Source organism: Pyramidobacter sp. CG50-2 (genome assembly GCF_003612005.1).
Classification (GTDB): domain Bacteria; phylum Synergistota; class Synergistia; order Synergistales; family Dethiosulfovibrionaceae; genus Pyramidobacter.
This window is the reverse complement of sequence record NZ_RAWT01000029.1, coordinates 1-11,807: the sequence shown is the minus strand read 5'-3', so window position 1 is coordinate 11,807 and position 11,807 is coordinate 1. Positions and strand designations below refer to the sequence as shown.

Below are 11,807 nucleotides of genomic sequence, written 5' to 3'. Positions count from 1 at the left end.
CGGGGATTCGCGTCCCCGCGTTTTCACGGCCGCGGCGCGGCGAACAGGCTGCGCACGTCGACGGCGCGCTCCATCATGCCCTGCGCGGCCATGAAGTCGACGGTGCGCTGCAGTCCCGCGGCGTCGGCGGGAGTGATCTCCATGGAGAAATCGTAGAGCGGCAGCTGCGCTTCCACGTCTTCGCGGCTCAGGTCCAGTTCCTCGGCGGCGATGCGCACGGCCTCGCCGCGATGATCGGCGATCCATCGCAGCGTCTCGCGACGGGCGGCGAGGAATTTTTCCACCAGGTCGGGATGGTCGCGCAGCATCGCTTCCGTGGTGACGGAAAGCACTTCGCCGCCGACCAGCCCGTCGCCGTCGCGCAGCACCGTGTAGCCGTCGCGGGCCATCCGCCAGGCCGGCACGCCGGTGACGAGCGCGGCGTCGACCCTGCCGGCGGCGAGAGCGGCCGCCGCCGCGGGCACGTTCATGGAGACGAATTCCACGTCTTTGACGGTCATGCCGGCTTCGGCCAGCCAGAGGGCGAGCAGTTCGTGCAGGATGGTGCCGCGCGGCCCGGCGACGGTTCTGCCGCGCAAATCTTCGGGACGCGCCAGCGGCGAATCCTTGGGCGCGAGGATCTTGAAACTCCGCGGCGAGCGCGCGAAGATGCCGAGAATCCTGAACGGCGCGCCGCTGGCCGCCGACAGGAAGACGTTGGTGGAGCCGGCCGCGGGCAGGAACTGAACGTCGCCGGCGGCGAGAGCGTGGGCCTGCTCGGGCCCGTTCCTGAGGACGACGTATTCCACGGGCTGGCCGAAATGCTTTGCGAACAGTCCGAGGCGTTTCTCGACCATGGAGGGGACGTTGAGCGGCGGCGTGATGTAGGTTACGGCGATCTTGCCGTCAGCGCGCGCGGGCAGGGAGGCAAGCGCCAGCAGCAGCGCGGCGGCACATTCTTTCAGACGTCCGTTCATCGTCGGCCCCCTTATCGATGAGCGTACTGGGCGATCTCTACGAGATTGCCGTCGGGGTCGCGCGCGTAAACGCTCCGCATCGGACCGCGGGCGCCGTTCCTGTCGACAACGCCCGCGACGATGGACACGCCTTTGGCGACGAGTTCGGCTTTGACGGTTTCGATGTCGTCCGTCGTGATCAGGCAGAAGTCGAGGCTGCCGGGGAGGGGACGTTCCGCCGCCGGCAGGAACTCGGCGGGGCGGGTGTGAACGTTGATCTTGCGGGCGCCGAAATGGAAGGCGCCGCGCCCGTCCCGCTCGCGATACTCCATGCCGAGCGCGCCGCAGTAGAAGCGGCGGCAGGCTTCGGGGTCGGCCGTGGTGAGAACGAGATGATCAAAGTCCATGATGCGCATGGGATAACCTCCTTTGCGCGAGCGCCGCGCTGCGGCGCGATTTTTTGCAGCTGCACGATCTCCTCCGGAGATCATTCGCTGCATCAGCTGGGCGTCAGCAGGCGCAGCTGACGATAGTAAATAAACGAGCGCAGGGCCTGCGGCCCGGCGAGGCCGAGCGCTCTTTGGCGCGCCTGCGTGCGCGTGAGCGCGTCGAAATCCTTGTCGGTCAGCTGCGGCGAGAAGGAACGCCCGCGGCGCAGTTCTTCGCCCCGAGCGGCGTCAAGACCGGCAGCCCGCGCCAGAAGCGCCGCCGCTTCTCCATCCCGTTCCAGCCATTCGGCCGCGTCGGCCTGCGCGTCCATGAAATCGCGCACGGCGTCGTTGTGATCCATGATGAACTGGCCGGTCGTGACGGAGACCAGTTCGTCGTCTTCCGCCGTGTGTCCGGCACGTTCCGGCCGCGGGCGGCAGGCGACGGTGACGATGCGCAGCGCCTGGCCCCGGGCGGCAGCCGCGAAGACTTTTGAGGCGCGGATCGAAGCGACGATGTGGACGCGCCCTTCGGCCAGAGCCGTCAGCTGCTCTTCGTCGCCGGCGCAGAAAACTTTCTCCACCGGCAGGCCGAGATGGTCGCGCCACAGCGGTTCCGGCGCGGCGGCCAGCACGGAGAGACGCTCCGCGCCCGGCGCGAAGGCGACGCGCAGCCGCTCCAGCGGCGCGGGGACCGCCCGGACGGGCGCGGCGGACACAAGCCAGAACAGACACAGCCATAAATATTTTTTCATCTTTTCCCCTCTTTCCTGTTAAGAGTCTGATTCATGATGCGCGCGAGGATCTCCCGGCGCAGCCTGCCCACTTCGGGCAGCGAAAGATCGCGCGGATAGGGCAGTGAGCCGAGGTCGTAGCGAGCGTCGATGACGCCGCGGTCGAGGACGACGATCCGGCGCCCGAGCAGCAGCGCCTCGTCGATGCTGTGAGTGACGAAAACCACGGTGACGCCGGTGCGTTGGTACAGTTCGACGAGCAGTTCCTGCATGGTCATGCGCGTAAAGTAATCGAGCGCCGCGAACGGTTCGTCCATGAGCAGCACGCCGGGGTCGAGCGCCAGCGCGCGGGCCAGCGCGGCGCGGTGCTGCATGCCGCCGGAAAGCTGCGCCGGCCTGACGTTCTCGAAGCCGTCGAGGCGAACGGCGCGGATCAGCTCCATGATGCGCGCCCTTTCGGGCTTTTCGACGCCGAAGGCCACGTTGTCGTACACGTTCAGCCACGGCATCAGGCGCGGCTCCTGAAAGACCATGCCGACGCGGGCGCGCTCCGGGGCGCGCACCTCGCCCTCGTAGGACTCCAGCCCGGCGAGGATGCGCAGCAGCGTGGTCTTGCCGCAGCCGCTGCGGCCGGCCACGACCACGAAGTCCCCGTCTTCCAGCGTCAGGTCCAGCCCGCGCAGCACGGGCAGCTTTTCGCCGCCGAGGGCGAAGCTTTTGCGCAGACCGACGATCTCGTACTTAGCCAACGCCGTCGCCTCCCGCTCCGGGCGCGACGCGGGCGATCAGCGCCGCCAGCGCCGCGTCGGTCAGATAACCGACGAGGCCGATCACGAAGACGCCGGCCACGACTTTGTCGGAACGCGACATCTGCTGGGCGTCGAGGATCATGTAGCCGAGCCCGCTGGCGGCGGCGATCATCTCCGCGCTGATGATGGCGCGCCAGCTGTAGCCGATGCCGATGCGCATGCCCACGAGAATGTCGGGCACGGCGCAGGGAAACATGATGCGCGAGAACAGCCGCCATTTGGAGAATCCCATCGTGCGCCCCACCTCCATCAGCTTCCTGTTGGCGGTGACGAACCCCTTGTGGACGCTCATGTAGATGGGGAAAAACGTCGCCAGCACGATCAGCACGGTCTTGGACTTTTCGCCGATGCCGAACCAGAGGATCAGCAGCGGGATCAGACTGAGCGGCGGCACGTGGCGCAAGAACTCGACGAGGTGCCCGTAGTACTCGGTGCGCCGCGTCCAGATCGACGCCAACCCCAACGCGAACGCCAAGGCAAAGGAGATGGAAAAGCCGACGGCAACGCGGCGCACGCTGGCCCATAGATCGCCGAGCAACGCGCCGCTGCATGTCATCGACCAGAAAGCGCGCCACACCTGCGCGGGCGACGGCAGCACGTACGAACTCCACCACTGACGGGCGCTCCCCCACCACCAGAGCGCGTACAGCAGCGCCGGCAGGACGCAGCGCTTGGCGAAAATCCGACGGCTCATGGGCGAACCTCCGCGTCGAGACTAACCTTGTCGAGGATGCCCGTCAGCCACGCCAGCGCGATGCCGTAGTTGGTGATGGGCACGCCCTGCCGGCGCGCTTCGGCGATGCGGGCCAGCACGAAACGGCGGTTGAACATGCAGGCGCCGCAATGGACGACGAGGTCGTAGCCGCCCAGATCGGCGGGAAAATCGACGCCGCGCGCGAAATCGATCGTCAGCCCCGCGCCGAAACGTTTGCGCAGCAGGCGCGGGATCTTGACGCGGCCGATGTCCTCTTCCAAAGGCGCGTGCGTGCAGGCTTCGGCGATCAGCACGCGCGACCGCCCGGTCAGTTTTTCCAGCGTCCGCGCCCCGGCGGCGAAGGCGGCGATGTCGCCCTTGTAGCCGGCAAACAGGATCGAGAACGACGTCAGCTTTACGCCCGGCGGGACCTGCGGGTAAATTTCGGCGAACGTCTGCGAATCGACGATCACCAGCGCCGGAGGCTCCTTCAGCGACGCCAGCGCCGAGGCAAAACCGTCGGATGTCGCGCAGAGAGCGCGGCATTTCTTGTCGAGCAGCTCGCGGATCGTCTGCACCTGCGGCAGGATCAGACGCCCTTTCGGCGCCTGGATGTCCTGAGGCATCACCAGCACCACCGTGTCGCCGGCGCGGCACAGCGAGCCGGTGATGCTCAGGTCTTCCCGCTCGGGCAGCGCCGTCAGCAGCGCCTCGCGCAGCGCCGCTACGCCTTCGCCGTTCGCGGCGCTGACGGGCACGGCGTCGGATCCGGTCGCGGCTTTGAGGCTTCGCAGCGCCGCCTCCCGCTCGCCGTCGCTCATGCGGTCGATCTTGTTCAGAACGGCGATCACGGGGACGCCTTTCGCTTTCAGCAGACCGACCCATTCCAGCTCTTCGGGACATGCGGCGCCGGCAAAGACCATCAGCGCCACGTCGGTGCGGTCGGCGGCCTCGCGCGTTTTGCCCACGCGCAGCGCGCCGAGCCCGCCTTCGTCGTCGAAGCCGGCCGTGTCGATCAGCACCGCTGGGCCGACGCCGCGGATCTCCATGGCCTTGTAGACCGGGTCGGCGGTGGTGCCCGGCACGTCGCTGACGATGGCGGCCTTCTGGCCGGTCAGCGCGTTGATCAGCGACGACTTGCCGCTGTTGCGCCGCCCGAAAATGCCGATGTGCAGCCGCTCCGAACGCGGCGTTTCGTTCAGACTCATTGGACTCGCTCCCTTCCGCTGAAAGGATCTTTTCAGCCGCGGCGGCGCGCCGTCGTGCGCCGCCGGTGGAATCGGCCCCATTATAGAATCTGCGCGGCCAAAGAGCAACGCGCCCGGCGTTCCGCGCGGCGCGGATGCATAAAATTTTCATTCGCATTTCTTATTTATCTCTTGTGTCCTGCGGAAATTGCTTTATACTGAACGCTGAAATTAAGATTTTTCATCCTTAAAAATCAGGAGTGATACAAACGATGCAGCAGTTCGTGCCCGTAAAAGAAGGGAAAGTCCGCGAGATCTACGACCTCGGCGAAAATCTCGTCATGGTCGCCACCGACCGCATCAGCGTCTTCGACATCATCCTCAGGAACGAGGTGCGCGGCAAGGGCGCCGTGCTCACGCAGATGAGCCGGTTCTGGTTCGACTTCACACGGGACATCGTCGCCAACCACATGATCAGCACCGACAACGCGGCGATGCCGGAGTTCTTCCGCGCGCCCCGCTTCCAGGGCCGCGCCATGCTGTGCAAAAAACTGAAGATGATCCCCGTGGAGTGCATCGTGCGCGGTTACATCACCGGCAGCGGCTGGGCCAGTTACCAAAAGGACGGGGCCGTCTGCGGCGTCCGGCTGCCCGCGGGGCTGAAAGAGTGCCAGAAGCTGCCCGAGCCGGTCTTCACGCCCAGCACCAAGGCCGAGATCGGCGATCACGACGAGAACATCGACTTCGCGCGGAGCGCGGCGCTGCTCGAAAAGGCCTTCCCCGGCCGCGGCGAGGAGTACGCGCGCACGATCCGCGACAACACGGTCGCCCTTTACGAGAAGTGCGCCGCCTACGCGCTGTCGCGCGGCATCATCATCGCCGACACCAAGTTCGAGTTCGGCGTCGACGAGAACGGCCGCGTCGTGCTCGGCGACGAAATGCTCACGCCCGACAGCAGCCGTTTCTGGCCGCTGGAAGGTTACGAGCCGGGGCACGGGCAGCCGTCGTTCGACAAGCAGTTCGCCCGCGACTGGTACAAGGCCCATCCCGGCAACGACGGCACGCTGCCGCCCGACGTCGTCGAAAAGACGATCGGCAAGTACAAAGAAGCCTATAAGCTTCTTACCGGCCAAGAACTTTAAACGGCGGCAAAAAATATCCGAGCTTCTTCCGCAGCGGAAGAAGCTCGGATATTTTTTATAGTTTGCCGTTCGTTTCGCGCGCGAACAAAACTCGAAAAATTTCATGAACTCAAAGCCTCGTCAATTTCACTCCCATGATTTACAAAAGCTTCCGCCCGACGCCGACAAAATTTTGTACGTTTTTGTTCGATTTGCGTTCCCGACAACGCTCAAAAGACGCGCGACGCCGTTGCGAGTATACAATATTACATTGATTTTCTTCTTGATGAAAAAGCATTTTCGCTTTATAAAAGTTCAGTATGCTGTAGTGTAGGCTGCGGCGATTTCCCGGTGAAACGGCGTCGGGAAAAAGTTTGACCGCAATTTTTTGTGAGGAGGCTTTTTTCATGAAGAAGATTTCGTTGTCGCTGCTTGTGACCATGCTGCTGTGCCTTGCGCTGGCGGCGGGCTCGTTCGCCGCCGTGACCGGCGCCGAAGCGCCCAAGGGCGATCTGCCGCTGCTGGTGACCAACGCCGGGCAGGGCCCCGGAGGCAAGATGGGCCGTCTGCTGATCCGCCGCGCCAAGGCCGTGGAAGACCTGACCTACAACGCCGAACCCAAGCCCGAAGACCTGGTCGCCGGCGGCTTCAAGACCATGGTCGTGGTGATCGGCTCGTCCGCCAAGGGGCTGGGCGCTTCCGGCATCACCATCGATCAGGAGATCGTCCGTCTGGACGCGATGATGGCCAAGGCCAAGGAGCTGGGCATCCAGGTCATCGCCGCCCACATCGAAGGCAAAGCCCGCCGCGGCAAGCCCGGCAGCGCCGACGAGCGTTCCATCGACGCCATCATCCCTCTGGCCGACCAGATCGTGGTCAACAAGGAAGGCGACGCCGACGGCAAGTTCACGAACCTCGCCAAGGAAAAGAACATCCCCATCACCTATCTTGACAGCGCCATGGATCTGGGCGAATTCGTCAAGATGATGTACGCCAAGTAGAATTTCGCGGCACCAGAAGCTGAGCGCTGGATCCCGGCCTGTGAGAGAGAAGTTTTCGTTTCCCCCCGCGTCGCCGATCGAGCGCTCTTTATTGTGACAGGAGGTTCGTAATGTACGCCGAAACTTCTATGGTTCTGGCGGTCATGGTGATCGTCTTCGCCCTGGCCAGCTGGAAGCTGAAATCGCCCGAGCTTTCCATGGTCGTCACGGCCATCGCCGGAGCGCTGGCCGGCGGTCTGGGGTTCCCCGTCCGCCTTTTCGTGGAGGGAACGTTCACGTATTTCGACGTGGCCTTCACGTTCCTGACCGCCTCGATCTTCATCAATTTCTACTCCGAGACGGGCGCCATGGACGCGCTCGTGCGCAAGATGGTGGAGCGCTTCTACGGCTCCAAATGGGTGCTCTTCTTTCTGCTGGCGGTGATCATGCTGATCCCCGGCGCGCTGACCGGCGCGGGCAGCGTCTCCATGTTCGTGGTCGGCGGCATGGTCGCGACGGTGCTGCGCTTCATGGGCATCGGTGACAGGAAGATCGTCGCCTTCATCTACGTCACTTCGATGCTGGCCGCCGTAGCGCCGCCCATCAACCTGTGGGTGATGCTGATGTGCGCCCAGGCCAACATGCCCTACGTCGGTTTCGACGTGCCGCTGCTGGCGCCGATCGTCCTCATCACGGTTTTCACGGTGTTCTATCTGCTGCGCGGCGGCAAGCCCGAATCCAAGGAACAGATTTTGGCCGAGCTGCCCGAAGCACCGGCGGGCATGAACTGGTTCCGCATCCTCGCGCCGCTGGCTGTCTTCATCGTGCTGCTGCTGCTTTCCAAGTACGCGGCTTTCAGCATCCCGACGCTGGGCATCCCGCTGATCTTCCTGATCAGCACGCTGGTGGCCGTGCTGGTCTCGCCCAAAAGGAGCGGCTTCAAGCGCTGGTACGAGGTGCTCGCCAACACGTCGGAGCAGGTGTTCCCGCTGCTGGCGACGGTCATCAGCGTCGGCGTGCTGGTCAACATCATGACCGCCACGGGCGTGCGCGGCCTGATCGCGATCACATTCGTGACGCTGCCGGTGGTGCTGATCTACGTTTTCGCGCCGTTCGTGCTGCCCCTCGCGCAGGGCTCGCTGAGCTACAGCAGCGGCATCATCCTCGGCACGCCGTTGATCTTTTTGTTCAACTCGGTCGGCGTCAACGTGACGATCATCGCCACGGCGCTGAGCCTGCTCTACCCGCTGGGCGACTGCCTGCCGCCCTCGCGCATCTCCGGCCGCGTCGCGGTCGACGTTTCGGGCTACAAGGGCAGCTACATATCGTTCCTTGGGGCCATTCTCGTCCCCTGCATCTTCATGGCCGTCGTCGCCGTGCTCATGCTGATCTACGCCAACAAGCTGAGCTGGCTCATCGTTTACTAGGGAGGATGGTTGAACATGGACGAATTCATGCGCAACGCCAATGAGATCATCCACTACATCTACTTCGGCATGGCCGGAATCTGCGGCCTCGTCCTGCTGAGGGGGCTGTTTTTCAGGAAAACGCGCCGCTCGATCGTTTACGACATCGTCTACGCGTACACGCTGATCCCCTTCATCCTGCGCGCGCTGCGCATCAAGTAGGAGGACGGACACAATGGCTTTCAACTACGAAAAAGGCGCCGTCGCGCGCAAGCTGGCGTTCCTCGCCGTCGCGGGCGTCATGGCCTGGCTGGGCGGCAAAGAATTTTTGGAGCTTCGCAACTACAAGGAACAGGTGGTCGTTTCCGATTCGTTCACGGAGAAGAAGATGCTCTCCGACTGGTTCCCGCCGATCAAGGGCACGGGCGTGGACACCCCCGTCTACGTGTTCGACTCGGGCGTGCCCGGCGGCAGCATGTTCTACCTCGGCGGCACGCACCCTTACGAGCCGGCCACGTCGATGTCGGCCTACGTGATGATGGAAAACATCAAGGTCAAAAAAGGCCGCGTGCTGATCGCGCCGCATGCCAATTACAGCGCCTCCACCGTGGGCATGCTGGGCAACGCCTATCCCAAGTTCTTCCACGTGGAGACCGATCACGGCCTGCGCCGCTACCGCATCGGCGACCGCAACACGGCGCCCGTCGATCAGTGGCCCGACCCGTTCACCTACGTGCACTATCCTTCGGGACAGAACCTCGACTACACCGACTCGCGCAACCTCAACCGCACCTATCCCGGCCGCCCCGACGGCAACCTGACCGAGCAGCTGACCTGGGCGATCATGGAAGTGAACCGCAGGGAGAACATCACGCTGTTCGTCGATTCCCACGAAGCGTCGCTGATGTACCCCGTGGTCGCCACCTACGTGGCCCACGACCGTTCGCTGGACATGGCCATGATGGCTTCGATGGTGCTGACGGCTTCCGAGTTCCCGATGAAGTGCGAAGCTTCGCCCAAGAGCCTGCGCGGTCTGAGCCACCGCGACGCGGGCGACTTCTGCGACTCCTACGTGGTGCTGATGGAGACGCCGGAACCGTTCATCGACCGCGTCGCCGGCAAGATCACCGAGAAGCTGATGATGGACGGCAAGGACGAATTTTTGCAGACGGCGGCCGATCACGGCCTGCTTTACTGCGACTACGACATCAAGGACGGCTGCCCGATGTGGGACCGCGTCGGCCGTCACCTTTCGGGCGCGCTCGAGATGATCAACCAGATGAACGACTTCCTGATCGACGAGCCCGAAAAAGAGCTGCTGGTGGAGTTCCCGCGCCATCCCGACCTGAAGGAAAAGGGGCTGGGCGCGTTCCTGCACGATCCGGCCACGGCCGATCCCAAGAAAGTGTTCCTCGACTGACGCGACTGGTTTTTCGGGCGGCTTTCGGCTGCCCTTGCACCGCCCTCTCCGGCTGCCGGAGAGAAAATGATTTTTCAGGAGGGATTCATTTATGAAACTGAACCGCAAAGTTCTCGTCGGCGCACTGCTCGCCCTGTCGCTGACCGCCCAGGCGTCGTTCGCCTGCACCGTCATCGCCGTCGGCAAGAAGGCCAGCGTCGACGGCAGCGCCATGATCACGCACAACGACGACTCGCGCACGGCCAATTCGCGCCTGTACATCGTGCCCGAGGCCGACTGGCCCGAAGGATCCATGCGCGCGATCGTCAAGGACCAGCACGGTTACCCGGGCGAACAGCAGAAGCTCGACGAGACGCCCCAGGTCAAGCACACCTACCGTTATTTCTCTTCCCGCTATTCCTTCATGAACGAGAAGGGCGTCGCCATGAGCGAAGCCACCAACGGCGTGGACGACACCGACGAACGCGCGCTCAAAGTCAAGCAGATCATGGAGAAGGACGCCGTCGGCTCTCTGGACGCCTGGAGCCTTCAGGACATCGCCCTCGAGCGCGCTTCCACCGCCCGCGAGGCCGTCAAGGTCATGGGCGAGATGGTCGAGAAGCACGGCTTCTACGATCTCAGCGAGACCATGCCGATCACCGACGGCAACGAGGTTTGGATCTTCGAAGTCTACGGCAACGGCATCTGGGCCGCCTGGCGCATGCCCGACGACCACATCTTCGTGGCCGCCAACCGCGCCCGTCTGCGCAATCTGAATCTGGACGACAAGGAAAACGTCATGGCCTGCCCCGACATCGTCGACTTCGCCGTCAAGAACGGCTTCGTCGACGCCAAAAAGGTCGACCGCAAGAACTTCAGCCCTGCCGACGCGTACTGCCCCAGCACCGAGCTGTACGCCATGCGCCGCGAGTGGCGCGTGCTGTCGCTGATCGCCCCCAGCAAGACGTTCGATCCCAACGCCATGGAGCTGCCCATGTCCATCGTTCCCGACAAGAAGGTCAGCGTTCAGGACATCTTCACGATCACCGGCGACTGGTACGGAGGCACGCCCTACGACCTCAGCAAGGGTCCCGCCGCCGGCCCCTGGGGCAATCCGATCCGCTTCGCCAACAGCAGCAAGACCAAGCCCGGTTCGACGTGGGAGCGCTCCATCAACATGATGCGCACCTGCTACGTGCACATCGCCCAGGTCCGCGGCGACCTGCCCGAAGAGATCCGCGGCATCAGCTGGTTCGGCTACGGCGCTTCCGACACCACCTACATCACGCCGCTGTGGCCCATCATGAGAAAGCTGCCCGATTTCTACAACACCGGCGACCGCTTCCACCCCTACGACAGCAAGTCCGGCTGGTGGGTCAACACCCGCGTCCAGGAGATCGCCGGCCTGCACTATCAGGACGCCCGCAAGGACATCCACGCCGCCCGCGACGAGAAACTTCAGCCGCTCTACGTGCTGACGCCCATGGTCCAGGACAAGGCCGCCGAGCTGATCAAGGCCGGCAAGCGCGACGAAGCCGTCTCCCTGATCACCGACTTCGCCTACGCCAACGCCGTCGACTTCAACCAGCGCTGGCAGACCCTCGGCGACGTGCTGCTGGGCAAATACGCCCTCGGCTACGTCAACTTCAAGACCACGCCCTATCCGCAGGAGTGGAACGACTTCATCGGCTACGGCCCCGTCACCCGTCCCGCCAAATAACAAACGTATCCGCGCACAAAGGATCGCCCGGCCAAATCCACTGGCCGGGCGATTTTTCGCGCGCGTTTTGGTGCGGGAGCCGGTTTTATACTAGGGCTTGTTAAAAAAAACATTTCAGCTTGTATTATTTCAATAAAATAACACTGGCAGCAACAAGAACAAAAGCGAAAAACGAAGCGTCAAGTTTGTCATAGCGGGTGAAAATTCTACGGAACCATTTGATTTTCTGAAAGAAACATTCAACCAAGTGTCGTTCCTTGTAAACATGCTCATCTATAAACCACGGTTCGGGATTATCGCTCTTCGGCGGGATAGTGTAACTTCCCTCCCGAGAAGTAATGTACTCTCTGATGGCTTGCGAACCGTAAGCCTTATCGCCGATGACGTTGCTCCC

14 protein-coding genes are annotated in these 11,807 nt (G+C 63.3%); 6 read left to right on the top strand and 8 right to left on the bottom strand.

All coding sequences use genetic code 11. The annotated features are described in order from the left end of the window. Nucleotides 1-23 precede the first annotated feature (23 nt). The 6 genes from D7D26_RS07285 to hydF form a co-directional block, all read right to left on the bottom strand. Nucleotides 24-956: an ABC transporter substrate-binding protein gene (locus D7D26_RS07285; RefSeq protein WP_120372603.1), complete on the bottom strand. Its 933-nt coding sequence runs from the start codon at nt 954-956 to the stop codon at nt 24-26. An 11-nt stretch (nt 957-967) separates the two neighbouring features. After that, nucleotides 968-1,351, bottom strand: coding sequence for a VOC family protein (locus tag D7D26_RS07280; RefSeq protein WP_120372602.1), 384 nt, complete (start codon nt 1,349-1,351; stop codon nt 968-970). Between the two features lie 83 nt (nt 1,352-1,434). Continuing rightward, a complete protein-coding gene (locus tag D7D26_RS07275; protein WP_120372601.1) occupies nt 1,435-2,118 on the bottom strand; it encodes a hypothetical protein in 684 nt (227 codons plus the stop codon). Next, on the bottom strand, nt 2,115-2,846 hold the full coding sequence (locus D7D26_RS07270; RefSeq protein WP_120372600.1) for an ABC transporter ATP-binding protein: 732 nt from the start codon (nt 2,844-2,846) through the stop codon (nt 2,115-2,117). Before D7D26_RS07270 ends, D7D26_RS07275 begins: the two co-directional genes overlap by 4 nt. After that, nucleotides 2,839-3,600: an ABC transporter permease gene (locus tag D7D26_RS07265; protein ID WP_120372599.1), complete on the bottom strand. Its 762-nt coding sequence runs from the start codon at nt 3,598-3,600 to the stop codon at nt 2,839-2,841. The genes D7D26_RS07270 and D7D26_RS07265 overlap by 8 nt, the downstream gene beginning before the upstream one ends. Then, nucleotides 3,597-4,808: a [FeFe] hydrogenase H-cluster maturation GTPase HydF gene (gene hydF / locus D7D26_RS07260; protein ID WP_120372598.1), complete on the bottom strand. Its 1,212-nt coding sequence runs from the start codon at nt 4,806-4,808 to the stop codon at nt 3,597-3,599. The genes D7D26_RS07265 and hydF overlap by 4 nt, the downstream gene beginning before the upstream one ends. Nucleotides 4,809-5,059: 251 nt before the next feature. On the opposite strand from hydF, the gene D7D26_RS07255 reads away from it, so the two are divergent. Then, nucleotides 5,060-5,929: a phosphoribosylaminoimidazolesuccinocarboxamide synthase gene (locus tag D7D26_RS07255; RefSeq protein ID WP_120372597.1), complete on the top strand. Its 870-nt coding sequence runs from the start codon at nt 5,060-5,062 to the stop codon at nt 5,927-5,929. Between the two features lie 139 nt (nt 5,930-6,068). On the opposite strand, the gene D7D26_RS12155 is transcribed toward D7D26_RS07255, so the two are convergent. Further along, nucleotides 6,069-6,317 carry a hypothetical protein gene (locus tag D7D26_RS12155; RefSeq protein WP_147413057.1) on the bottom strand — a complete coding sequence of 83 codons (249 nt, stop codon included), beginning with the start codon at nt 6,315-6,317 and terminating at the stop codon, nt 6,069-6,071. Between D7D26_RS12155 and D7D26_RS07250 the strand changes: the two genes are divergently transcribed. The 5 genes from D7D26_RS07250 to D7D26_RS07230 all read left to right on the top strand — a co-directional run bounded on the left by D7D26_RS07250 (nt 6,316) and on the right by D7D26_RS07230 (nt 11,413). Then, nucleotides 6,316-6,909, top strand: coding sequence for a DUF6305 family protein (locus D7D26_RS07250; RefSeq protein WP_120372596.1), 594 nt, complete (start codon nt 6,316-6,318; stop codon nt 6,907-6,909). The genes D7D26_RS12155 and D7D26_RS07250 overlap by 2 nt on opposite strands. A gap of 110 nt (nt 6,910-7,019) precedes the next feature. Beyond that, nucleotides 7,020-8,315, top strand: a complete 1,296-nt coding sequence (locus tag D7D26_RS07245; protein ID WP_120372595.1) for a citrate transporter — start codon at nt 7,020-7,022, stop codon at nt 8,313-8,315. Between the two features lie 15 nt (nt 8,316-8,330). Then, complete coding sequence (locus D7D26_RS07240) at nt 8,331-8,516, top strand: hypothetical protein (RefSeq protein WP_078015477.1); 186 nt, start codon at nt 8,331-8,333, stop codon at nt 8,514-8,516. Between the two features lie 13 nt (nt 8,517-8,529). After that, on the top strand, nt 8,530-9,714 hold the full coding sequence (locus D7D26_RS07235) for a deacylase (RefSeq protein ID WP_120372594.1): 1,185 nt from the start codon (nt 8,530-8,532) through the stop codon (nt 9,712-9,714). A gap of 91 nt (nt 9,715-9,805) precedes the next feature. Then, on the top strand, nt 9,806-11,413 hold the full coding sequence (locus tag D7D26_RS07230) for a dipeptidase (protein ID WP_120372593.1): 1,608 nt from the start codon (nt 9,806-9,808) through the stop codon (nt 11,411-11,413). Nucleotides 11,414-11,537: 124 nt separating this feature from the next. Here D7D26_RS07230 and D7D26_RS07225 read toward each other — a convergent pair. Then, nucleotides 11,538-11,807 (bottom strand): transposase (locus D7D26_RS07225; RefSeq protein ID WP_147413033.1); only part of this gene is annotated, 270 nt, incomplete at its 5' end.

What these genes read in the sequence shown, in the direction of transcription:
- D7D26_RS07280 (WP_120372602.1), bottom strand. Translation starts at nt 1,351, where the DNA reads ATGCGCATCATGGACTTTGATCATCTCGTTCTCACCACGGCCGACCCC.
- D7D26_RS07275 (WP_120372601.1), bottom strand. Translation starts at nt 2,118, where the DNA reads ATGAAAAAATATTTATGGCTGTGTCTGTTCTGGCTTGTGTCCGCCGCG.
- D7D26_RS07255 (WP_120372597.1), top strand. Translation starts at nt 5,060, where the DNA reads ATGCAGCAGTTCGTGCCCGTAAAAGAAGGGAAAGTCCGCGAGATCTAC.
- D7D26_RS07285 (WP_120372603.1), bottom strand. Translation starts at nt 956, where the DNA reads ATGAACGGACGTCTGAAAGAATGTGCCGCCGCGCTGCTGCTGGCGCTT.
- D7D26_RS07250 (WP_120372596.1), top strand. Translation starts at nt 6,316, where the DNA reads ATGAAGAAGATTTCGTTGTCGCTGCTTGTGACCATGCTGCTGTGCCTT.
- D7D26_RS07235 (WP_120372594.1), top strand. Translation starts at nt 8,530, where the DNA reads ATGGCTTTCAACTACGAAAAAGGCGCCGTCGCGCGCAAGCTGGCGTTC.
- D7D26_RS07265 (WP_120372599.1), bottom strand. Translation starts at nt 3,600, where the DNA reads ATGAGCCGTCGGATTTTCGCCAAGCGCTGCGTCCTGCCGGCGCTGCTG.
- D7D26_RS07240 (WP_078015477.1), top strand. Translation starts at nt 8,331, where the DNA reads ATGGACGAATTCATGCGCAACGCCAATGAGATCATCCACTACATCTAC.
- D7D26_RS07230 (WP_120372593.1), top strand. Translation starts at nt 9,806, where the DNA reads ATGAAACTGAACCGCAAAGTTCTCGTCGGCGCACTGCTCGCCCTGTCG.
- D7D26_RS12155 (WP_147413057.1), bottom strand. Translation starts at nt 6,317, where the DNA reads ATGAAAAAAGCCTCCTCACAAAAAATTGCGGTCAAACTTTTTCCCGAC.
- D7D26_RS07245 (WP_120372595.1), top strand. Translation starts at nt 7,020, where the DNA reads ATGTACGCCGAAACTTCTATGGTTCTGGCGGTCATGGTGATCGTCTTC.
- hydF (WP_120372598.1), bottom strand. Translation starts at nt 4,808, where the DNA reads ATGAGTCTGAACGAAACGCCGCGTTCGGAGCGGCTGCACATCGGCATT.